Raw genomic sequence first — 21,150 nt, forward strand, 5'->3', positions numbered from 1 at the left:
GCCCGCCGGCCGAGGGCACGGCGGGTCCGCCTCGCGCGCCCCCACGCTAGTGAGGGGAGGATGCCGGTGTGGCCCGTCCGCGCACGAGATCGGTTCCGGCAGCGCACCCGGGACCTCGCTCGCCGCCCGCGGGCGGGCGGGGCTTGCGCGGCGCGGCCGACGGGACCCCGCTCAGGCCCGGTTCGGGACCCGGCCCAGGGTGCGGATCGGGTGGGCGAGCAGCAGCGCGGCGGCGGTGAGCAGGGCGACCACGACGCCCACCTCGAGCACGCGGTCGGTGCCGAACGCCCCGACGGCGGGACCGGCCAGCGCGCTGCCGACCGGGAACATGCCGACGGAGCCCGCGACCTCGTAGGCGTGGACGCGGTTGAGCACCTCGCCCGGCACCTGGGTCTGCACGCTGGTGGCCCACATGACGCCCCAGAAGGTGATGCCGATCCCGACCACGACCTGGGCGACGGCGAGCAGCCAGACCGGCCAGCCGAGGACGATGCCGAGCGGGTAGAGCGGGTAGGCGAGCATCGCCACGGCGCCCGCGGCGAGCGGCCGTACCGGCTTGTAGCGGAGCGCCAGCAGGCCACCGGCCACGGTGCCCGCGCCGAACGCGCAGTTGAGCAGGCCGAAGGCGGTGGCACCGTGCTCGGGGACGATCACCCCGGCGGCGATCGACAGTTGCGGGCCCCAGGAGAGCACGGCGAAGAACATCCAGATCACGATCACGCCCCAGAGCCAGCTGCGGGCGCGGAACTCGTGCCAGCCGACCACCAGGTTGCGCCACAGGCTCTCGCCGGCGGGCGGGGCGGGCACCACCCCGAGCCGGAGCGCGAACAGGCAGGCGGCGCTGGTGCCGTAGGCGACGGCGGAGATCACCATCACCCAGCCGGTGTCGGCGGTGCCGACCAGCACACCGGCCAGCGCCGGACCGCCCAGCGCGGTGAGCGCCTCGGAGATGCGCAGCACGCCGTTGGCGCCCTGTACGTCCCTGGCCACCAGCGGGATGGTCGAGGAGGCGCCGGGCTGGAACATCGCGTTCGCGGTACCGGCGATCATCAACAGCCCGTACAGGTGCCACAGGTGGTCGATGCCGTGGAGGAAGAGGAAGGCCAGCAGGACGTGGGCGGTGAGGTTGGCCAGGTCGGAGGCGATCATCATCCGGCGGGCGGTGAAGCGGTCGGCGAGCACGCCGCCGAAGAGCACCAGTCCGGCGAAGGGGCCGACCAGGAAGGCCATCGCGTAGCCCGCGGTGCTCAGGGCGTACCCGGCGCTGAGCAGCCCGGCCGAGACCGCGACCGGCAGCATGGCCCAGCCGAGCAGGCCCGCGCTGCGGGCGGTGAAGTAGCACCGGAAGTTACGGGACCAGATCGCCGGTTCCGCGGCCGGCGGCGCCGGGGCGGGCCGGTCCTGGTCCTGCGCGGACGGCACCGCCGCGGTGTGTTCTGCCGAGCGATCCTTCATGACTCTTCCATGCTCCAGCCGTAGTTCGTGATCTTCAGGGTCGGGGGGACGGCCCGGCGGCCCGGCGGTGCGGGGCCGGGGCCGGTCAGCGGGACCGGGTGCCGGCCGGCGGCTGGTCCCGTCCCGTGGACAGCCCGGGCAGCTCCCCCACGGTGACCGGCTCGAGACCGCGTTCGAGCAGGCCCTCGATGATCGAGGGCAGGGCCCGCACGGTCTGGCCGCGATCGCCGGCGCCCTCGTGCATCAGCACCACCGAGCCCGGCGCGGCGGCCTTCAGAACGGTCTCGGCGATGCGCTCCGGCCCCGGTCTGGCCCAGTCGCGGGAGTCCACGTCCCACAGCGCCAGGGTGCTCGGGTGCCCGTCGAGGGCGGCCAGCACCTCCGGGGTCAGCGCGCCGTACGGCGGCCGGAACCACAAGGGGGCCTCGCCGGTCACCCGGGCCACCGTCTCCGCCGTCCGGTCGATCTGCTCGCGCAGCTGATCCGGTGTCAGGTCCGGCAGGAAGGGGTGCGACCAGGAGTGGTTGCCGAGTTCATGGCCGGCCGAGGCGATCCGGCGGACCTCGTCGGGGAGCGCCGCGACATGGTGGCCGACGCAGAAGAAGGTGGCCCGGACGCCGTAGCGGTCCAGGATCTCCAGGATCCGCCGGGTGTGCACCGGATCGGGGCCGTCGTCGAAGGTGAGCGCGATCCGCCGGGTGTCCCGGCGGCCGTGCTCGAAGCAGCGCCCGGCCGCCGTCAGCGCCTCCCGGATCGGCTCGCTGCGCCGTACGCCCTCGAAGTACTCGTCGGCGCGGCCGGTCAGGGTGCCTCCCTCGGCGGTCACCCGGGCCAGCTCGCCGGGTGAGCTGCGCGCCGTCTGAGCCAGCAGGCGGGCGGGGACGGAGCCGAACCGCGGCCGGGGCGGCAGCAGCCAGGGGTCGGCGCGGTAGACCTCCAGGCCGGCCGCCGTCATCGGCCCGTCGAGCAGGCCGTTGGTGCTCTCGAACACGGCGGCCAGCGGCTGTTCGCGGCCCAGCTCCTCCAGCCAGGCGATGAGTTCGGCGACGTGGGCGGCGCCCCAGTCGCTCGGCTCCACCACCCGGCGCCCCGCGCCGTCGAGGACCTCGACCCGGTAGCCGGTGTCCGTCCAGGCGATTCCCGCGTACCGCGTGCTCATCGTTCCCCCCGGGCGCCCGCCTCGGCCACGACCAGCTGCTCGACCCCGCGCAGGAACCGCTCCATCCCCGCGCGGCCGAGGACCGCCGGGTCGGCGGTCATGCAGAGTTCCAGGGCGCCGGGCGCGGTCAGCACGTCCACCGCCACCGAGACGTTCGCCCGGGGCAGGAACTCCGTGGGCCAGCTGAGTTCGGTCCGGCCGAGCAGCTCGTGCGGCGCGGACCGCGGCCGCTCGACGGTGTCGAACGGCCCGACGCCCGGGTCCCGGGTGTCGTTCCACCAGCACGAGTGGTCGGCCGCCTCGCCGCGCTCGACCAGCCGCGCCACCTCCCGGTCCAGCGCCCACTTGTCGTACCCCGCGTGGCGGAAGGCGCTGAACGACACGGAGCGCGTCCGCCGTACCGCGTCCTCGAAGTCCCGGTCCGCGTCGGTGAGGAGGAACACGGCCTCCTGCGCCATCGTGCTGACCGACTCTGCGGCGGCCGGCTGGAAGCGGTTGCTCACCACCACCTGGAAGAGCACGTCAGCGCTGCCGGACATCCTGGCCAGCTGGTGGGAGGCGGCCCCGAGCAGTACGGCGGCGTCGCTCACCCCCAGCGCCGCGGCCACCCGCTCGGCGGCGACCGCCAGCGCGGGCGAGCGGAGCAGCGCGTTGGGGAAGAGCCGGCCCGGCTCGGTGGCCGCGAGCCGCGGTGCCTCGGGGTTCCGGAAGATCCGCCGGGGGCCGGCCGCCAGCCGCTCGCACCAGTAGCGGCGGGCCGCCTCGTCCCTGCGGCGGCCGAGCGGCGACGCCTGGACCTCGGCCGCCTGGAGGGGCTGGAGGGCGGGGCGGGCCCGCAGCAGCGCCTCGGCTGTCTGCCCCGCTTCGATCAGCTCCAGGTCGCGGAGCATCCGGCCCTCTCCCCAGAGGTCCATCGCGGTGTGCGACGCCGCCAGCACCAGCCGGTGGACCAGGCCCTCGCACTCCACGAGGCCGACCCGGAACGGCCATTCCCGCGCGTGGTCGAAGGGGCATCCCGCCAGCTCCTCCAGCAGGGCCGCGCCGGCCGCCGGGGCCTCGGCCGCGGAGCACGTCCAAGCCCGCACCGGCAGCTCGCCGGAGCCGTCCACGACCTGTTCCAGACCGTCCTCGCCGTCCGGCAGGAGCCTGGTGCGCAGGCTGTCGTGCATGCGGAGCAGCTCCGTCAGGTCCGCGAGCACGCGGGCTGCGGGGCGGGGCGGGGTGAGGGGGAGGTCGAGCCGCAGGTTGTACCTGGGCGCGTCGTCACCGAGCCGCGTGACGACACCCCAGATGGCCCGCTGCCCCCAGGTTGCCGGGCCGGTCCCGGCCCGCGCGGAGTCCAGTCGGATGGTCCGCTCCTCGACCGTGGTCATCGTGTTCCGAACTTCCCTTCGTTGCCTCGTGACGCCTGTGGAGAGCGGGGGCGCACCCGCCGCCAGGGCCTGTCGTCGAACTTCCGCCCTCCGGGCGGACTGCGGGAGTTTGACGACAGGGCCTAGTCAAGGCCCTGGGAGATGACCAGGCGCTGGATCTGGTTGGTGCCTTCCACGATCTGGAGGAGCTTGGCCTCGCGCATCCAGCGCTCCACCGGGTGGTCGGAGACGTAACCGGCACCGCCGAGCACCTGCACCGCGTCGGTGGTCACCTTCATCGCCATGTCGGTGGCGAACAGCTTCGCCTTCGCCGCCTCCAGTGAGTACGGACGGCCGGCGTCCTTCAGCCGGGCGGCGGCCAGGGTGAGCGCCCGGGCCGCGGCGATCTGCGTGGCCATGTCGGCCAGCAGGAAGCCGATCCCCTGGAAGGAGATGATCCGCTGGCCGAACTGGCGGCGTTCCCTCGCGTACCGCACGGCGTAGTCGGCGGCGGCCTGGGCGATGCCGACCGCGCAGGCCGCGATGCCCAGCCGCCCGCAGTCCAGCGCGCCCATCGCGATCAGGAAGCCCTTGCCCTCCCGGCCGATCAGCCGACCGGCCGGTACCCGGACGTCCTCGAAACCGACCTGGGCGGTGGGGTTGGACCAGACGCCCAGCTTGTGCTCCGGCTCGTGCACCACCATGCCGGGCGTGCCGGCGGGGACCACCAGGCAGGACAGCCCGCGGGCGCCCGGACCGCCGGTGCGGCTGAAGACGTTGTAGAAGTCGGCGTGCCCGGCGTGGGTGACCCAGGACTTGGTGCCCGTGACGCGGTAGCCGTCGTCCTCCCGCACCGCCCGGGTGGTGAGCGAGGCCGCGTCCGAACCGGCCTCCGCCTCGGACAGGCAGTAGGCGCCCAGCAGTTCCCCGCTCAGCATGGCGGGCAGCAGTTCCTCGCGCTGGGCCCGGGTGCCGTACGTGGCGGTGCCGAAGGTGGCGAGGTTGTGCACGTTGACCGCCTCGGCCACCCCGAACCAGTGGTAGGCGATCTCCTCCAGCGCCTGGAGGTAGACCTCGTACGGCTGTCCGCCGCCGCCGTACTCCTCGGGGTAGGGCAGGCTGAGCAGCCCGGCCTTGCCGAGGGTCCGCACGATCTCCCGGGGGAACGCGTGGGACGCCTCGAACTCGGCGACCCGGGGCGCGAGTTCGCCGGCCGCTATCTCGCGGACCAGGCCGAGCAGGTCGGCCGCCTCCTCGGTGGGCAGGATGCGCTGGACCTTCAACGGACGACCTTTCGTGTATGTCGGGTGTGGTGGGCGGGAGCGGGCGTGCCGCGGCCGCGTGTCCGCCGGGTCCGGCCGGCGGTCAGTGACGGGCCCAGCCGGTGGTCTCCGGCCAGTGCCGGCCGACCCGGCGGACGGCGTAGTCCCAGTAGGAACGGACGGAGAGGTCGGCGTAGATGAAGTCCTGTTTGGCGGCCACGTCCTCGTCGGTGGACCAGGCGTAGGGCACGCCGGTGCCCTCGGCGGTCAGCTGGAGGCGGCAGGCCCGTTCCAGCACCTGGGCGAAGACGGAGGCGTGCCGCACGCTCTTGCCGACGATCACTCCGCCGTGGTTGCGCAGCAGGACGGCCGGGTGCTCGCCGAGGTCCTTGGCGATGTGCTCGCCCGTCCCGATGTCCAGGACGGTGTTGCTGGTCTCGGTGAACAGGCCGACGCGGTCGCGGAAGTAGGCGCCGTCGTGCGAGACCGGGCGCATCGGCAGGTCGGTGGCGCCGAACAGCAGGGTGTACGGCGCGTGGCTGTGGACGATGCCGTTGACGTCCGGGCGGGCCCGGTAGACGGCCTGGTGCAGCGGCAGTTCCGGCGGCGCCAGCGGGGGCGCGGGCAGCGTGTGGTCCACCGGGCAGCGCACCACGTCCGCCGGGGTGGCCTCGTCGAAGCCGACCAGCGCGCCCTTGATGAAGAACTCGTCGCGGCCGGGTATGCGGGCGGAGATCTGGCCCTGGTTGAAGTCGTCGTGTCCGTCGAGGGAGAGCATCCGGGCGCCGGTCGCCACCTGGACGACGAGCCGGCGTTCGGCCGGGTTCAGCGGCTGCGGTTCATCGGTGGTCATGGGGTGCTGTGCTCCTGGGGGTTTCGTTTGGGTCAGGTCGGATCAGGCCGCGGCGTCCGGTGCGGCGCATCGCAAGGCGGAGGATCATCCGCGTACTGGGCGTACTCGGGTGGTCCGACAACGCGGCGTGGGGGTCCCCCGGCCGGAGGCTGGGGGAGTGCCGTGCCGGGCGTCGCGGACCCGGGCTGATCCAAACGAAACCCCCTGGCTGTCAGGTCGTCGTAGACGGTCCGCATGGTGGCCAGGCCGGGGGGCGCGGCGTGGGCCCAGTCGGCCGCGGCCAGCGCGCCCAGGGCCGGCACCGTCCAGCTGCCGACGTGGTGCCGTACGTGCAACGACTCGCCGTCCCAGGTGTGGGTCAGCTCGTGTTCGCTGACGGGGAGTCCGGCCCGCTCGTCGGCGATGTCGGCCACCGGCCGGCCGCTCGCCCGGGCCCAGGTGTCCGCCAGTGCCAGCGCGGTGGCGCTCGGCCGGTGGGCCTTGCCCGGCGGGTGCCGTTCCCGGACGGTGGTGGTCGCGCCGAACCGGCCGGTGGTGAGGGACGCGGTGAACTCGGCGATGCGCACCTGGAGGTAGTGGGCGAAGGAGAGGTTGGTGGCCCGGACCACCGGCACCACCTCGGCCAGCCCCTCCAGTGCCTTCCACTGGGTGTCCGTCAGGTTGGAGACGCAGGCGACGAGCGGTACCCGGTGCGTGGCGCAGTAGTCGAGGACGTCGCCGTGCGCCTCGGGCGCGCTGGCGTCGACCAGTACGTCGGGTACCGCCTCGACGGACCAGCCGGCGCCGCGGGAGGCGGTGAGACTGACCCGGGTGCCGCCGGCCCGGCAGACCGACCGCAGGGCCGAGCCGAGCCGCCCGAGGCCGACGATCCCGATCGCGGGGCCGGCGCCCGGAGGCGCCTCAGGCATCGGCGCCCACACCGCTGGCGAGCACCAGTGCGGTGACGGAGTCGATGGTCTCGTAGTGCTCGATGGCGGCTTCCGGGTCCAGGTAGACACCGACCTCGTTCTCGATGCTGTCGATCAGGCGCATGTAGGAGAGCGAGGAGTAGCCGACGTCCCGCAGCGAGTAGTCGGCGGCGGCGAGGTCGGCGGCGGTGACGCTGCCGTCCCCCGCCGCGATGGCGAGGTCGAGGATCTTGGTGCGGAGCGCGCTGCTGTCCATGGGGGTTCCTGTGGGTCGAAGGGAGGTTCAGTTGCCGTGCGGCGTGTCGAGCAGGCGTCGCAGTCGTTCGACGGACGGCTTGCCGATCGAGTTCGCCGGTATCCGGTCCACCAGACGGAGGATTCCGGGCACCTTGTACGACGGGAGGGTCGCCGCGCAGTGGGTGCGCAGGGACTGCGCGGTCGCGCCCGTCTCGACGGCGACGACGGCGGCCAGGGTCGGTTCGCCGTGCTGGTTCTCGGCCTCGAAGGCGACCGCGTCCAGCACTCCCGGGGCCCCGCGCAGGACGTCGGCGACCTCGATGGGGTCGATCTTGCGCCCGCCCACGTTGACCATCCGGCTCGTGCGCCCGGTCAGGTGGAGCGTGCCGTCGGTCAGGTGTCCCTGGTCGCCGGTGCGGTAGTAGCCCTCGTCGTCGACGCGCCGCTCGAAGACGCCGGGGGCGTTGAGGTAGCGCGAGCCCATCGACTCGCTCCTGACCCGGATGCCGTGTTCCCCCGCGAGCAGGCGCACACCGGGCAGCGGGGCGCCCAGCCCGCTGCCGGTCCCGTCGGGGGCATACGTCAGCGGCCCGGTCTCGGCGACGCCGTAGTAGTTGTGGATCGGCACACCGGTGAGCCGGGTGAACTCCTCACGCACCGTCTCGCGCAAGGGGGCGCCGGAGGAGATCGCGGTGCGGACGGTGGCGAAGCCCTCCTCCGGGGAGCGCCGCACGATCGACTCGTACAGCGCCGGGAACGCCACCAGCCGGGTGGCGGCGGTGGTCTCCAGGAGCCGGACGACCCGGGTGGCGGTGGGCAGCCCGTGCGACAGGTGCAGTGAGGCGCCGGTCAGGAAGGCCGCCAGCAGCGAGGTGTTGAAGGCCAGACCGTTGGAGAGCGCGGCGAAGCAGGCGATCCGGTCATCGGCCGACAGTCCGGTGCCCTTGGCCCAGTTGGCGGCCGCCGCGGACACGGCCGCGCCGGAGAACTCGATGCAGTTGGGCCGGCCGGTGGACCCGGAGGTGAAACGGCACACCTCGGTGTCGGCGAGCAGCTCCGGCCGGGGGGTGTCGTACCGGCGGACCCGGCTGACCACGAGGTAGCCGAACTCGCCGTCGTCGTCGAGCATCTCGTCCACCACGGAGCGGACGTCGGCGCTCGGGGCGTGGATCAGCAGGTCCAGCCCGCAGTCCTCGGCGATCCGGGAGAGTTCGAACGGGCCGAAGGCGGAGTCGGCCAGGAACGGCACCGCGCCGGCGTACAGCGTGGCGAGGTAAGCGACCACGTACTCGACGGAGTTGGTGGCGTACAGGCCCACCCGCAGCCGCTCGTCCCGCGCGTGGTACCGGGCGAGCCGGTCCGCGGCGGTCCGGGCCCGGTCGGCGAGTTCGGCGTAACCGAGCGAACCGTCGGCGTCGGTGACCGCGACGCGGTCGCCGTGGCGGGCGAGGGCTTCGGTGAGGACAGCGGGAAGGACGGCGTCGGACATCGGGCTCACCGCTCGTTCTGGGCGTGCGCCATGGCAAGCCGGTCGAGTTTGATGCCCGAGTCGTCCGGGCGGCCGAGCAGCAGGGCGTACAGGGTCTCGTCGTCCTTCGGCAGTCCCGCCAGCGTGCGCCACAGCGGCGAGTCGAAGCCGCCGATGGCGGTCACCCCGATCCCGGCGCGGTTCGCGCCCAGGTAGAGCAGTTGCCCCAGGGCACCGCAGCGGAAGGCTAGTTCGCGCAGGTTCTCGGCACCGGCGGCCGGGTCCGCTCCGGCGAGCGCGGTACGCGGCACGTGCAGCAGCAGGATGGCGGCGGCCCCGGCCAGGGCGCGCTGCTGCATGCAGGCGCGGGCCACCTCGTCGGTGGACGGCAGGCGTCCCGGCTGCCGCTCGCCGGTGCCCAGCCGGTACACCGCGTCCCGCGCGGGTTCCGTCGTCGACCGCAGCACCAGGGTCGCGGACAGCGGCGAGGCGTCGGGGAGGTCGGTGGCCAGCGGCGTCGACAGGGCGGAGACCGCCTGCCAGACGGCGGCGGCGGGGACGGGCTCACCCGTGAACGCCTTGCTGGAGGAGCGGGTCGCGATCAGCTCCGGCCATCCGGACGGGTCGCCCAGACCGCCCTGTCCGCCGGGCGGCGGGCCGGTGTGGACGTGGGCGAGCGGGGCGGGCAGGGCCCGCGGGGCCGGGGAGCCGGAGTGCTCGGTCCAGCCGGCGAGGGAGTCCCAGCAGGTGCTCTCCAGCCACGACCGCCAGACGGGGCCGCGTCCTTCCCGGTCGGTGTCGTCGTGCACCGACCAGCGGTTCCAGGACTCGCCGGCCGGGCCGGCCGGCACCCGGATCGCGGAGTGAATCTCCCGGAAGTTCTCCCCCGCTTCCAGCAATTCGGAAAGTGATTCCCTGGGGAATCGCAGCCGCAGCGCCCCCGTGGCGCCACGGCCGACCGCCGCCAGTATGAGATTTCCGGCTACGTGCCCGGCATCGAGCTGGGTGTAAAGATATCCACGGTCACCGTATTTGCGCATGGAAAGCCAGGGGCGCGTGAGAGTGACCACCAGGGCGCCGCCGTTTTCCGGGACGGCCAGTGCGGCGGCGTCCAGCGCGGCGGCGACGCGGGCCCCGGCCGCCAGGCGGGCGCAGCTGCGGCGGTCGGCGTCGATCCGGAAGGCGGCCGGCTCGCCGTCCTCCATGACGAGGACGGCGAACTCGTAGGGGTACACGGCCCCGGCCGACGGCACCGCCCGCGCCCGGTACGAGCCGTGGGAGCGGCCGGCGCGGCTGGTCAGCGCGCCTTCCTCCAGCAGGGACAGGGCCAGGCGCAGACCGGGCGCGACGACGGGCCCGGCGGGCGGTTCGGGGGACGCCGCCGGCAGGGCCACCCGCGCCCACAGGTCGGCGGTGCGGCCCGAGGGTTCACGTCCGGGCGCGCAGGGGTCTGAGACGACTTGATGAGTGGCGATGTTTCCTTGCACGTCTGACGCAAACCTCCTGTTGTCTGACAGTCCGCGGAACACGCGGGAGGCGGGGCAGCGGCCTTCCCACCGAGGTGCGGACTTGATGCAGCAATGCGAGGGCTTGACATTTGCGTTTGCAATAAAAACGTGGCAGGGCTGGGAGTTGCCCTTCGGTCTTGACTGACGCTCAACGAGGCGTGTCGCAACAGGCGAACACATGATCGGTTACGGCGATCGCCAGCATGCCAAGCATGTCGGGTATTGGTCAAGACCAATGAAACAAGGCTGTTTAATAAATGCCAACCAACCGAGTGAATGATGTTCAATCGGACATCGAATCCGGAGTCACGGATTCCTCGGCGGCGGCGTCCGGCGATTCCGGAGGCCGCCGGGGAAGACGCGCGCCGGCGGTCCGGTTCGGCGGTCGCGGGCGGATCCGGCTGCTCGGACACGGACCGCGAGGGCGGGCCGTGGAGCGCGTGCGGGACGGCGACCGTGCGCCAGGAGGACGGGAATGTGCACGGACGGAACAGGAACGTGCGCGGAGGGAACAGGCGGCGAAACAAAAAAAGGCGCCGGACCCCGGCCGGCCGCCGGGGTCCGGCGGCCGCCGGGGTGCGAGGGGTCAGGCCAGTTCGGCCCGCAGCCACCGGAGGACGTCGGGCGTCACGGCGTCGACGATGTCGGCGAACTCACCGTGCTTGGTGAGGAACTTCGCCACGTACGGGCAGACGGGCACGATCCGCTTGCCGGAGGCGCGCACGTCGGTGAGCGCCTCCTGGACCAGCCGGGAGGCCAGGCCCTGTCCGGCGAAGGCGTCGTCGATCTCGGTGTGGTAGAAGACGCGCTGGTCGTCGTGGTCGCGGTAGGCGGTCAGTCCGGCACGCTCGCCGTCCACGAGGATCTCGTAGCGGTTCTTGGCGTCCACGCGCTCTACGACGGGAGCGGAGGAGGTCTGGCTCATCGGGTGCCTTTCGGAGGGCGTCAGTGACGCGGTGGGTTCCTGCGCGGGGCGATGATGGCATTCGGCAGGGCGGGGGCGGGGAGGCGGTCTCCCGGATATCCCGAGACGGCGCCGAAGCGTTCGGAGTGGCTCTCCCACTCCTCACGGGCCCGGACGATGTCCTCGTGGCTCCGGCCGATGAAATTCCACCACATGACGATCTCCTCCTCGAACGGCGTGCCGCCGAGGAGCACCGCGCGGGCGGTGGTGTCCGATTCGTTCGTGAGGGTCAGCGAGCCGGGGCCCGGGTGGACGTAGCCCAGCTCGGCGGGGCGCAGGGAGACCTCGCCCAGGCGGACGGTTCCCTGGTCGACCAGGAGGCCGTGCTCGAAGCCGGGGTCCACGGCGAGCGTGACGCGGGCGTGCGGCTCGAGCGTGATCTCGGCGCCGAGCAGGGGCGAGAAGGCGGGCACCGGGGACGTCACCCCGGCCAGGGAGCCGAGGAAGACCCTCAGTTCGGCGCCGTCGACGCGCACGGGTTCGGGGACGTGGTGCTGGAAGTCGCGCGCGGTGCCCCGGTGCGCCTCCGGCAGCGCCACCCACAGCTGCACGCCGTGCAGGATCGTGGTCCGGGGCGTCGAGACCTCCGTGTGGCTGATGCCGTAGCCGCCGGTCATCAGGTTCAGCTCGCCGGGCCGTACGAAGGCGTGGCTGCCGAGGCTGTCGCGGTGTTCGATCTCCCCGCTGAAGAGCCAGCTCACGGTCTGGAGGCCGGTGTGCGGGTGGGGGGCCACGTCCATGCCGCCGGTCACGGAGACGTCGTCGGGGCCGTAGTGGTCGGCGAAGCACCAGGCGCCGATCAGGGTCCGGGCCCGCTGCGGCAGGGTGCGCCGTACGGTCATCGCGCGGGGGCCGCCCAGGGGCACGTCGCGCGGGGTCAGCACGTCGACCCGCACCGTCCCGGCCGACGGCTCGCCGTCGACCACCGTGCCGCACCGCATCTCGACGGGTTCCGTCTCGACATTGCTCATCGTGGGTCACCTCTCAGCCCGCTAATTGTTCCATATTCAACCATCATGCGCCCGGTCGCGCCCGGGCGCCACGGCGCTTCTTCCGCGGGCAACAGGTCGTGCGCTCGTCGGCAACCCGCTCCCCGGCTCCCGCCGTACGGTCGTCGGCATCTCGGCCCGCCGGCATCCGCACCGGCGGGTCAGCCACGCAGTCACAGACAGGGGGGCGGCATGAGTTCCGATCTTGCCGGTGCCAGGGAAGAAGAGCACATCGTATGCAGGACGAGCATCCACGTCACCGTGGCCGGTGAGGTGCCCGTACCGCTCCCCGCCGAACTCCGGTACACCGCCGCCGACCCCTACGCCGTGTGCCTGTCCCTGGGCGCCCCCAGCGCACCCTCCGTCGACTGGGTCTTCGCCCGCTCGCTCCTCGCGCAGGGCCTGCACCGGCCCACCGGGCGCGGGGACGTGGTCGTCTTCCCCCGGCGCCCGCAGACCCCGGACTCGATCCGCGTCCTGCTCCGGACCCGTGCCGGGGCGGCACTGCTGGAGGTGGCGAGCGCACCCGTCACCGCCTTCCTGCGCCGTACCGAGGCACTGGTGCCGCCGGGCACCGAGCACCACCACATCGACGTCGACCGCGTCGTCGAACTGCTCACCGCCGGCAGCGAGTGACCGGCCGGCGCGGCGCACGGTGCGCTGACGGGCACCTGGACGTGCGCTGCCGGACAACGCGTCCGGCGGTTCGGCTTCTAGCGTCGGCAGAGTTGATCACAGCTTTCACAGGAGGCACATCATGAGCACGGACACCACCTCCACGGGCAGCCAGCCCTGGCTGCACCAGAAGGGCGCCGTCATCCAGGAGTTCGGGACCGTCAAGCAGTTCCCCCTCGCCCTGTCCTACGAGGCGCGCATGTACTCCTGCCAGCGCCTGAACAAGGTGCTGGCCGACACCCAGATCCTCTACGGCCTGTACAAGAAGCACCACTGGAACATGCGGGGCGCGACCTTCTACCAGCTGCACCTGCTGCTGGACAAGCACGCCGGTGAGCAGCTGGAGCTGGTCGACACCCTCGCCGAGCGCGTCCAGACCCTGGGCGGCGTCGCCGTCGGCGACCCCCGGCACGTCGCCGAGCTGACGTCGATCCCGCGCCCGCCGGACGGCGTGGAGGAGGTCCCGGCGATGCTCTCGCGGCTGCTCGAGGCCCACGAGACCATCCTGACCGAGGCGCACGACGCCGCCGCCCGCACCGCCGAGCTGGGCGACGACGGCACCAACGACCTCCTGGTCTCGCAGATCATCCGCACCGGTGAGCTCCAGTCCTGGTTCGTGGCCGAGCACCTGGTGGACACCCCGCTGGTCCGCTCCTGACCCAGGCCCTGCCGTCGGACTCCCGCCCGCCGTCCCTCCGGAGGGCGGGTGTTTGACGACAGGACCCAGGCGGGTCCGCCGACGGCGGAGACGCCCGTCCAGACCGCCTTCCTGGAGTTCCCATGGCCTCATCGACCGTCGTCGAGCTGTCCCGCTGGCAGTTCGCGATCACCGCGATCTTCCACATGACCTTCCCCGCGCTCACCGTGGGGCTCTCCGTGCTCCTCGCCGTCGTGTACACGGTGTACGTCCGCACGGGCAATCCGCTGTACCTACAGATCTTCCGGTTCTGGAAGAAGATCTTCGCCGTCGGCTTCGGCCTCGGCGTCGTCGCGGGCACGGTGATGACCTTCGAGTTCGGCCTCAACTGGGGTACCTACGCCCACGCGGTCGGCCCGGTCATCGGGGTCACCATCGGCATGGAGGTCATCACGGCCTTCTTCCTGGAGGCCGGCTTCATCGGCCTCATGCTCTACGGGGACGGCCGGATCCGTCCCCGGACCATGGCTCTGGCCTGCTGGATGGTTGCCTTCGGCACCCTGCTGTCCACCACCTGGATCCTGTCGGCCAACAGCTGGATGCAGGACCCGGTGGGCTACCGGAAGACCGACGGCCAGTTCCAGCCCACGGACTGGGCCTCCGTCCTGCTCAACCCCGCCTTCGCCCACCGCTTCCCGCACATGCTGCTGGCCGTGCTGATCAGCGCCGCCTGGTTCGTCGGCGGGATCTCCGCCTGGTACCTGGTCAAGAACCGGGTGCACGCCCAGCCCATGGCCCGCCGCTGCCTGTCCATCGCCCTCGGCGTCCTCGGGGTGCTGATGCCCGTCCAGCTGTACGTCGGCGACGGCACCGCGGTCTTCATGGGAATGCACCAGCCGGCCAAGCTGGAGGCGTTCGAAGGCAACTGGAAGAGCGACAACAACGGCTACAACCTGCTCGTCGTCCCCGACGCCGACAAGGGCGAGAACCGGGCGCACGTCGAGGTGCCCTACCTCGGCTCGGTCATCGCCCAGGACCTCAGCGGACGGACGACGACCCCCGGTCTGCTCCAGACACCGGCCGCCGACCGCCCCAACATGTGGACGACCTTCTACGGCTTCCGCGCGATGTACTTCACCGCCCTGCTGATGGCCGGCACCGCCTTCGCGGGCGTGGTCCTGCGCCTGCGGCGGCGCCTGTTCGACTCGCGGCGGTTCCTGAAGTGGATGGTGTGGATGACCCCGGCCGGAGTCATCGCCATCACCGGCGGCTGGATCGTCGCCGAGACCGGCCGCCAGCCCTGGGTGGTCTACGGCCAGCTGCGCACCGCCGACGCGGTCTCCCACCTCACCGCACCCGAGGTCGCCACCAGCCTCGCGGGCTTCGTCCTGCTCTACGCCGCCCTGCTGGCGATCTGGATCCGCTACATCGTCCGCACGGTCAAGGCGGGCCCCGAGGCCCTGCCCACGGGGCCCTCCCCGACCGACGCACCGGAGGCCGTCCTTGCTTGAGTACATCGCCTACGCCCTCGCCCTCTTCTCGCTCGGCATGTACGTCGTGCTCGACGGCTACGACCTCGGAGTGGGCATGCTCAGCCTCGCGGCCGGGCCGGAGCGCCGACGCGAGTACGGCGAGATCGTCGCCACCGCGTGGGACGCCAACGAGAGCTGGATCATCCTCGCCGGGGTGATCCTCTGGGCCGGTCTGCCGGGTGTCTACGCCGTGCTGCTGCCCGCCGTCTACCTGCCGCTGATCGCCATGCTCGCCTCGATCATCCTGCGCGGGCTCGCCCTGGAGATGCACAGCGCGGCCGGCGGCTACCGGCGCGGCTGGGCGCTGCTGTTCGGCTGGGCGTCCCTCGCCGCCGCCGTCTGCCAGGGCCTCGTCCTCGGCACCCTGCTCACCGGACCGGGCCGGCGGGGCGGCGCCTTCACCGGCGGTGCCTTCGACTGGCTCAGCCCCTACAGCGTGCTGTGCGCGGCCGGCGTGGTCGCCCTCTACCTGCTGGCCGGGGCCGCCTGGCTCCAGGACAAGACCGCGGGCTGGGCACGGCCCCGGGCCCGCCGCACCGGGCGGTCGCTGCTGGCCGTCACCGCGGTCTCGGCCCTCGCCCTCGGCCTGCTGCTGCCGGGTGCCGACCCGCAGCCCTTCCGGCTCGGTGAGCCCGTGCGGGCCGTGCTGTTCTGGCTCGCCGTCGCCGTCGCCGCCGGCGCGGTCGCCGTCGCCTGGCACGGCTTCGGCCGCCGTCCCGACTGGCGGCCGTTCGCCGCCGTGGCCACCCTGACGGCCGCCGGGCTGCTGGGCCTGACGGCGCTCACCGCCCCGGTCGTCGTACCGCCCGGGCTCACCGTCCACCAGGCGGCAGCCCCGCACTCCTCCCTGCTCTTCCTGGTGCTGGGCGTGGGTCTGTCCATGCCGTTCGTCCTCGCCTACAACGCGTACGCGTGGCGCAGCTTCCGCGGCAAGTTCACGGATCAGGTGGAGCGGCCCCTGCCGCCGCTGCGCACCGCGCGGCATGCCCCGGCGGCCCCGCCCGCGCCCTCCGGCGCCGCCCGGACCGTGCTGCGCCGGGCCCTGCTGGTGGTGCTGGGCGTCCTGGTGACGGCCCTGGCGCAGGACGTGTTCGGCGGGGTGGCCCACTGGATCGGGCCGCTCGGCGTCACCCTGTTCGCCTGCGCCGCGCTGGCCGCGTGGATCGCCGGGGACCGCCGGGACGCGCGCTCCGGGTACTTCGACGCGGAGCCGGGGGCGGAGCACACCCCGTGAGCACCGCCACCACCGTGCTGCTGGACGAACTGGCCACGGACCGCGCCGGGACCCCGGTGGCCGACCGGCTGCGGGACTGGGCGGCCGTCGGCCGGCCGGAGCTGCGCCGCGCGGGACTCCTGCGCGGCGCGGCCCGGTCGGGCACCGTCGTCTGGGCGGGCGGTCTGGCGTGGGCGGCGCAGCGCGGGGTGGACGCGCCGCACGGCGTCGCCCCGTCCGCGTTCCTGGTGCCCGCCCTGGTCACGGCGGGCGGCATCGCCCTGCGGGCCGTACTGCTGTCGGCCGCCGAGGCCGCCGCCGCCCGCGGGGCCCGCGCGGTGCGGGAGTCCCTGCGCGCCCGGCTCGTCGAGGCGGCGCTCCCGGCCCACGGCCCGGCCCGCGCCGACGTGGACGACACGGCGGTGACCCAGGCGGTCGACGGCGAGGTCGACGAGCTGGGCGACTGGCTCACGGAGTACCTGCCCGCACGGACCACCATGCTGCTCGGCAGCGGTCTCGTGCTGGCCGCCATCGCCTGGCGCAGCTGGTTCGTCGCCCTGCTGGTGCTGGTCGCGACACCGCTGCTGCCGGCCAACCTGAAGGTCATCGGCCTGGGCACGCAGACCGCCGTACGCGCCCAGCTGACGGCCGTCCGCACCTACCGGTCACGGTTGCTGGACCATCTGCGGGGCCTGCCCACCCTGGTCGGACTCGGCGCGCACGACGAGGCGGCCGGCGCGCTGGCCGGCTACGACCGGGAGGTCGCCGGGCGCACCGAGAAGGTGCTGCGGATCGCCTTCCTGTCGACCGCGTGGATCGAACTGCTCATCACCGGCACCCTCGCCGTGGTGGCGACCTACTGCGGGCTGGTCCTCCTCGACTACCTGCGGCTGCCCCTCGTACCGGACCACATGAGCCTGTCCGCCGCGCTGTTCGTCCTGCTGCTGGTGCCCGCCTACTTCGCACCGGCCCGGGAACTGGCCGCCGGCTACCACGCCCGCGCCCGGGCGACCGCCGCCGCGGGCCTGCTGGCGCCGCTCCTCGACACGGGGGGCGTGACCACGGCCCCGGCCGCCCCGGCGGCCCGGCGGGAGACGCCGGCCCCGGGACTGCTGCTGGAGGCGGTGACGGTCCGTCACCCCGGGCGCTCCGCGCCCGCGCTGGACGAGGTCGACGTCCGCCTCGCACCGGGGTGCCGCCTGGTCGTCACCGGCCCGAGCGGAGCGGGCAAGTCCACGCTGCTGGCCGTCGCGGCCGGACTGCTCGCGCCGCTGAGCGGTCGCGCGCTGCACGTGCTGGACGGCCGGTCCGTCCCCGCCGATCCCGGCCGGGTCGCCTGGGTGGGCCAGCCGGCGCACCTGCTGCCCGGCACCCTGCGCGAGAACCTGCTGCTGGCCCGGCCCGCGGCGAGCGACGACGAACTGCTCGACGCTCTGGCCGCGCTCGGCTTCACCGACCTGCTGGCCGCGCTGCCCCGGGGTCTGGACACCCCGCTCGGCGAGCGCGGCACCGGTCTCTCCTCCGGACAGTCGCAGCAACTCGCCCTCGTCCGTGCGCTGTTGAGGGACGCTCCGCTGCTGTGCCTGGACGAGCCCACCGCCCATCTCGACCCGGAGGCGGAGCGGCGCGTCATCTCGGCGCTGCGCACCCTCGCCCACGACCGCACGGTCCTGCTCGCCACCCACAGCCCCGCGCTGCTGGACCTCGCGGACCAGGTCCTCACCCTGGACCACGGGAGAACCCGATGAGACCGCACGGCGCCTGGCGGCTGCTGCGTACGGCGGCCCCGCGCCGCGCCCTGGCGGCCGGCGTCCTGCTGGCCGCCCTGGGGGAACTCGCCGGCGCCGCGCTCCTCGGTGTGTCCGGGTGGTTCCTGACGACCTGCGCCGTGGTGACGCTCCAGGCCGACACCGCCTGGTCGTGGCTCTACCCGTCCGGTGCCGTGCGCGCGCTGGCCCTGGGCCGCACCGGTCTGCGGTACGGCGAGCGCCTGGTCAGCCACCGCACCCTGCTCACCGCCCAGGTGGCGCTGCGTGCCCGGCTGGCCCGCGGCGCCGCCCGGCTCACCGCGCGTGAGCTGCGGTCCCAGCGCGACGGGGCGCTGCTCACGCGGCTCACCACCGATGTGGAGACCGTGGCCGGGCTGCCCGCCGAGGTCTGCGCGCCGCTGGTGGCGGCGGTCACCACCGCCTGTCTGGTGGAGGCCCTGCTGCTGTGGGCGAGGCCGGCCCTCGGGGCGGCCGAGCTGGTGGTCTGGGCGGCCGGACTGTGCTGGGCCCTGGGGGCGCACCGGCGGGCGCGGGCCCGGCTGGCCGACGCCGCCGAGGCCAGGACCGCGCTGCGCACCGCCCTGCTCGGCAGCCGGGCCGCCTTCAACGAGCTGCGGTGCCTGGACGCCCTGCCCGGAGCACGGCGGACGGTGGCGGACGCCGCGACGGCCGTCGAGTCCGCCGAGTGGGCCGCCGCCCGCGCCGACCGGACGGGCCGTCTCGGGCTGCGGCTGCTGGCCGGCCTGGGGCAGGCTTCGGCGCTGGTGATCGCCGTGGCCGCGGACCCGGCGCAGCCGGTCGCCGTGGTGGTGGGCGAGGTGCTGCTGCTGGCCGCCGGATGGGAGCTGCTGGAACGGCTGCCCCTGTTGCTCCAGCAGCTGGCGCGGGCCGGTGACGCGGCCGGACGCCTCGCGCCGCTCGCGGGCGAGGAGCCGACCTCGGGCGAGGAGCCGACCGGGAGCGCGGAGCGGACCGGAAGCGGGGAGCCGATCGGGAGCGGTGAGCGCATCGCGGGCGGGGAGCCGGCGGCGGCCCGCTGCCTGACGACGGCCGGCCTGCCGCTCCCCGGCTCGTCCGCGCCCCTCACCACGACGCTGTCCGGTCCCGGCCTGACGCTGGTCACCGGCCCCAACGGCAGCGGCAAGTCGACACTGCTGAACCGGCTCGCCGGGCGGCTGCCGGCCCCCGCCGGCACGGTCCTGCTCGACGGCACGCCGGTGCACGAGCTGCCGGCCCGGACCGTCGCCGGGACGGTCACCCTGGTCGAGGCCGACGACTGGCTGGCCGACGACACGGTGGCGGCCAATCTGCGCCAGGCGGCGCCCTCCGCCGACGCCGCCGCGCTGGTGGCCGCGCTGGACGTGGTCGGTCTGCCGGACCTGCCGCTCGACACCCCGGTGGGGCCCGGCGGGTGCCGGCTGTCGCAGGGGCAGCGCCGGCGCCTCGCCATCGCGCGGGCCGTGCTGCGGCGTCCGCCGGTGCTGCTGCTCGACGAGCCCACCGCCGGCCTGGACCGGCCGACGGCCGAGGCGATGCTGGCCGCGCTGCCCCGGGCGCTGCCTCGAACCGCGCTGGTGGTCGCGCTCCAGGAGCAGGACGTCGAGCTGCTGGACCGGACGCCGGGAACCGTCGTCCGCCTCGGCGAGCCACTGGTGTCGCACGGATGACGAGGGGCATCAGAGGGATGACGACGGGCACCGCACCCGGAAGGGCGGGCGCACCCGACCGGGCGGGGCGGGCGCGGTCACACCGACGGGCCGCGGTCCCCCGTCACGGACGGGGCAGACCGCTGCTCGTGCGCCGCCACCGGGTGCGGGTGGCGCCGAAGCCCGTCTCGTGGTCCCAGATGCGGGTGCACGAGGGGCACTGGAGGTGGAGCAGACTGCCGGTGTTGCCGAGCAGGTAGCGCCAGTGCGCCGGGCACCGGCGGCCCTCCGCGCAGGTGGGGCACCCCTCGTGGTCCGCGCAGTGCGGGCAGGTCACCCAGGCCCGGCGTCCGATGTCCGCCTGCGGGTCAAGCGGCAGCACGGCCGCCCCCGCGCCGGGGCAGGACGCCGGCCGTGACGAGGGTGTCGTACAGCCGCTGCTGCTCCTCGTCGAGGCCGGAGTACAGCAGGTCGTACGCCTCCTCCTCGCCGCGCATCGCCGCGACGGGATCCCAGTCGTCGCCGAGGGCGGCCATGACGTGGGCGCGACGGGTCATCTCATGGCCGGTGAGATCGACGGTGAAGTCGACGGGCCCGGTGGGCGGGGCGGTGGGCCGGTCGGCGTGCTGGTCGGACATATCACCGAACCTAGGAAAACCCGCCCGGCACGACAAGGGCACGTGGGACACATCACAGCAGGTCGACGCCTCACCTAGAGGCGTCGCGGCCGGCGCCCGACAGCCCGCCCCGCGACTGCCCGACGCCCGTGCCGGCGCCCGTCGCGGCGGGCGCGTCCGGCGATCTCACGGATTCACGCGATGCCGCGGGCCGGTCCGCGGTGACAGGGTGTTCGAGGAACGCACGTGCAAAAGGGCGGAGATCGCATGTCGCCGGACTCGTCAACCCTCGACCCCACACTCCCGGACATTCTCCACACCACGGACTCGGTGCCCGCCCGGCACCGACGGGCCTACTGGCGCGAGGCGCTGTCCCAGGCGTCCTGGGCGGACCGGGGGATGCCCGACGAGGTGGGGCGCGGTGCGGTCGGGGCGTGGATGCTGGGCCCGCTCCGGGCCGTCGCGGCGGAGGGCGATCCGTTGCTGGCGGTGCGGACCCGGCGGCTGATCGCGGCCAGCGACAACGAGGACTTCGTGGTCGTGAAGCTGCTGAGCAGGGGCGTCGCGCGGATCGAGCAGGACGGCCGGGACGCGGTCGTGGAGGCGGGGCAGCTCTTCGTCTACGACATGGCGCGGCCCGTCCAGCTGACCTTCCCGGAGCGGTTCCGGACGAAGTCCCTGGTGCTGCCGCGCGAGGTGCTGGGCCTGAGCGAGTCCGACCTCCAGCGGATCACGGCCGCGCCACTCGGCTCGGAGTCGGCGCTCGGGGCGCTGCTGACACCGTTCCTGTCCCGGCTGGTCGACACCGCGTCGACGTATCCGCAGCGCACCGGCGAGTCGATCGCCCGGAACGTGGTGGACCTGGTGCAGACCCTGGCCGAGGAGCGTCTGGGCCGGAGCGCCCCG

General features: G+C 73.8%; 19 protein-coding genes and 1 pseudogene. 7 read left to right on the forward strand and 13 right to left on the reverse strand.

Annotated elements, in window-relative coordinates; genetic code table 11:
* Positions 1–171 precede the first annotated feature (171 nt).
* From IF37_RS0113020 to IF37_RS0113070, 11 genes are all read right to left on the reverse strand, one after another.
* Complete coding sequence (locus IF37_RS0113020; protein WP_030740998.1) at positions 172–1,455, reverse strand: MFS transporter; 1,284 nt, start codon at positions 1,453–1,455, stop codon at positions 172–174.
* Positions 1,456–1,540: 85 nt separating this feature from the next.
* Positions 1,541–2,614, reverse strand: coding sequence for a polysaccharide deacetylase family protein (locus tag IF37_RS0113025; RefSeq protein ID WP_052845161.1), 1,074 nt, complete (start codon positions 2,612–2,614; stop codon positions 1,541–1,543).
* On the reverse strand, positions 2,611–3,987 hold the full coding sequence (locus IF37_RS0113030) for a condensation domain-containing protein (protein WP_030741009.1): 1,377 nt from the start codon (positions 3,985–3,987) through the stop codon (positions 2,611–2,613). Before IF37_RS0113030 ends, IF37_RS0113025 begins: the two co-directional genes overlap by 4 nt.
* 122 nt (positions 3,988–4,109) lie before the next feature.
* Complete coding sequence (locus IF37_RS0113035; protein ID WP_030741011.1) at positions 4,110–5,249, reverse strand: acyl-CoA dehydrogenase family protein; 1,140 nt, start codon at positions 5,247–5,249, stop codon at positions 4,110–4,112.
* Positions 5,250–5,331: 82 nt separating this feature from the next.
* Positions 5,332–6,081: a class II aldolase/adducin family protein gene (locus tag IF37_RS0113040; protein WP_030741014.1), complete on the reverse strand. Its 750-nt coding sequence runs from the start codon at positions 6,079–6,081 to the stop codon at positions 5,332–5,334.
* Between the two features lie 32 nt (positions 6,082–6,113).
* Positions 6,114–6,989 (reverse strand): dihydrodipicolinate reductase C-terminal domain-containing protein, encoded by an 876-nt coding sequence (locus IF37_RS0113045; RefSeq protein WP_158727336.1) that lies wholly within the window; start codon positions 6,987–6,989, stop codon positions 6,114–6,116.
* A complete protein-coding gene (locus IF37_RS0113050) occupies positions 6,982–7,245 on the reverse strand; it encodes a phosphopantetheine-binding protein (protein ID WP_030741027.1) in 264 nt (87 codons plus the stop codon). Before IF37_RS0113050 ends, IF37_RS0113045 begins: the two co-directional genes overlap by 8 nt.
* Before the next feature lie 27 nt (positions 7,246–7,272).
* Positions 7,273–8,715, reverse strand: coding sequence for a class I adenylate-forming enzyme family protein (locus IF37_RS0113055; protein WP_030741029.1), 1,443 nt, complete (start codon positions 8,713–8,715; stop codon positions 7,273–7,275).
* A 5-nt stretch (positions 8,716–8,720) separates the two neighbouring features.
* Positions 8,721–10,181: a nitroreductase family protein gene (locus IF37_RS0113060; protein ID WP_158727337.1), complete on the reverse strand. Its 1,461-nt coding sequence runs from the start codon at positions 10,179–10,181 to the stop codon at positions 8,721–8,723.
* Between the two features lie 607 nt (positions 10,182–10,788).
* Positions 10,789–11,127, reverse strand: coding sequence for a GNAT family N-acetyltransferase (locus IF37_RS0113065; RefSeq protein ID WP_030741036.1), 339 nt, complete (start codon positions 11,125–11,127; stop codon positions 10,789–10,791).
* 20 nt (positions 11,128–11,147) lie between these two features.
* On the reverse strand, positions 11,148–12,137 hold the full coding sequence (locus IF37_RS0113070; protein ID WP_030741039.1) for a pirin family protein: 990 nt from the start codon (positions 12,135–12,137) through the stop codon (positions 11,148–11,150).
* A gap of 210 nt (positions 12,138–12,347) precedes the next feature.
* Between IF37_RS0113070 and IF37_RS0113075 the strand changes: the two genes are divergently transcribed.
* From IF37_RS0113075 to IF37_RS0113100, 6 genes are all read left to right on the forward strand, one after another.
* On the forward strand, positions 12,348–12,791 hold the full coding sequence (locus IF37_RS0113075; protein WP_063886382.1) for an SsgA family sporulation/cell division regulator: 444 nt from the start codon (positions 12,348–12,350) through the stop codon (positions 12,789–12,791).
* Between the two features lie 121 nt (positions 12,792–12,912).
* The gene (locus IF37_RS0113080; protein ID WP_030741048.1) at positions 12,913–13,488 is read left to right on the forward strand and encodes a Dps family protein; all 576 of its coding nucleotides are present in this window, start codon (positions 12,913–12,915) and stop codon (positions 13,486–13,488) included.
* Positions 13,489–13,610: 122 nt separating this feature from the next.
* Positions 13,611–14,978 carry a cytochrome ubiquinol oxidase subunit I gene (locus IF37_RS0113085; RefSeq protein WP_030741050.1) on the forward strand — a complete coding sequence of 456 codons (1,368 nt, stop codon included), beginning with the start codon at positions 13,611–13,613 and terminating at the stop codon, positions 14,976–14,978.
* A complete protein-coding gene (locus IF37_RS0113090) occupies positions 14,971–16,233 on the forward strand; it encodes a cytochrome d ubiquinol oxidase subunit II (protein ID WP_030741055.1) in 1,263 nt (420 codons plus the stop codon). The genes IF37_RS0113085 and IF37_RS0113090 overlap by 8 nt, the downstream gene beginning before the upstream one ends.
* Positions 16,230–17,960, forward strand: coding sequence for an ABC transporter ATP-binding protein/permease (locus IF37_RS46355; RefSeq protein WP_030741058.1), 1,731 nt, complete (start codon positions 16,230–16,232; stop codon positions 17,958–17,960). Before IF37_RS0113090 ends, IF37_RS46355 begins: the two co-directional genes overlap by 4 nt.
* Positions 17,957–19,648 carry an ATP-binding cassette domain-containing protein gene (locus IF37_RS0113100; protein WP_030741061.1) on the forward strand — a complete coding sequence of 564 codons (1,692 nt, stop codon included), beginning with the start codon at positions 17,957–17,959 and terminating at the stop codon, positions 19,646–19,648. The genes IF37_RS46355 and IF37_RS0113100 overlap by 4 nt, the downstream gene beginning before the upstream one ends.
* A gap of 103 nt (positions 19,649–19,751) precedes the next feature.
* Here the strand turns inward: IF37_RS0113100 and IF37_RS0113105 are convergent, their stop codons facing one another.
* Entirely contained in the window at positions 19,752–20,009 is a 258-nt protein-coding gene (locus IF37_RS0113105; protein ID WP_030741064.1) for a hypothetical protein, read from the reverse strand.
* Positions 19,996–20,265: a DUF6400 family protein gene (locus IF37_RS0113110; protein ID WP_030741066.1), complete on the reverse strand. Its 270-nt coding sequence runs from the start codon at positions 20,263–20,265 to the stop codon at positions 19,996–19,998. The genes IF37_RS0113105 and IF37_RS0113110 overlap by 14 nt, the downstream gene beginning before the upstream one ends.
* 246 nt (positions 20,266–20,511) lie before the next feature.
* On the opposite strand from IF37_RS0113110, the pseudogene IF37_RS0113115 reads away from it, so the two are divergent.
* Positions 20,512–21,150, forward strand: a pseudogene (locus IF37_RS0113115) (AraC family transcriptional regulator); the annotation flags it as partial.

It is taken from the genome of Streptomyces sp. NRRL S-31, assembly GCF_000718775.1.
In the GTDB taxonomy this organism is placed as follows: domain Bacteria; phylum Actinomycetota; class Actinomycetes; order Streptomycetales; family Streptomycetaceae; genus Streptomyces.

What these genes read in the sequence shown, in the direction of transcription:
- IF37_RS0113020 (WP_030740998.1), bottom strand. Translation starts at nt 1,455, where the DNA reads ATGAAGGATCGCTCGGCAGAACACACCGCGGCGGTGCCGTCCGCGCAG.
- IF37_RS0113025 (WP_052845161.1), bottom strand. Translation starts at nt 2,614, where the DNA reads ATGAGCACGCGGTACGCGGGAATCGCCTGGACGGACACCGGCTACCGG.
- IF37_RS0113030 (WP_030741009.1), bottom strand. Translation starts at nt 3,987, where the DNA reads ATGACCACGGTCGAGGAGCGGACCATCCGACTGGACTCCGCGCGGGCC.
- IF37_RS0113040 (WP_030741014.1), bottom strand. Translation starts at nt 6,081, where the DNA reads ATGACCACCGATGAACCGCAGCCGCTGAACCCGGCCGAACGCCGGCTC.
- IF37_RS0113045 (WP_158727336.1), bottom strand. Translation starts at nt 6,989, where the DNA reads ATGCCTGAGGCGCCTCCGGGCGCCGGCCCCGCGATCGGGATCGTCGGC.
- IF37_RS0113050 (WP_030741027.1), bottom strand. Translation starts at nt 7,245, where the DNA reads ATGGACAGCAGCGCGCTCCGCACCAAGATCCTCGACCTCGCCATCGCG.
- IF37_RS0113055 (WP_030741029.1), bottom strand. Translation starts at nt 8,715, where the DNA reads ATGTCCGACGCCGTCCTTCCCGCTGTCCTCACCGAAGCCCTCGCCCGC.
- IF37_RS0113065 (WP_030741036.1), bottom strand. Translation starts at nt 11,127, where the DNA reads ATGAGCCAGACCTCCTCCGCTCCCGTCGTAGAGCGCGTGGACGCCAAG.
- IF37_RS0113070 (WP_030741039.1), bottom strand. Translation starts at nt 12,137, where the DNA reads ATGAGCAATGTCGAGACGGAACCCGTCGAGATGCGGTGCGGCACGGTG.
- IF37_RS0113075 (WP_063886382.1), top strand. Translation starts at nt 12,348, where the DNA reads ATGAGTTCCGATCTTGCCGGTGCCAGGGAAGAAGAGCACATCGTATGC.
- IF37_RS0113080 (WP_030741048.1), top strand. Translation starts at nt 12,913, where the DNA reads ATGAGCACGGACACCACCTCCACGGGCAGCCAGCCCTGGCTGCACCAG.
- IF37_RS0113085 (WP_030741050.1), top strand. Translation starts at nt 13,611, where the DNA reads ATGGCCTCATCGACCGTCGTCGAGCTGTCCCGCTGGCAGTTCGCGATC.
- IF37_RS0113100 (WP_030741061.1), top strand. Translation starts at nt 17,957, where the DNA reads ATGAGACCGCACGGCGCCTGGCGGCTGCTGCGTACGGCGGCCCCGCGC.
- IF37_RS0113110 (WP_030741066.1), bottom strand. Translation starts at nt 20,265, where the DNA reads ATGTCCGACCAGCACGCCGACCGGCCCACCGCCCCGCCCACCGGGCCC.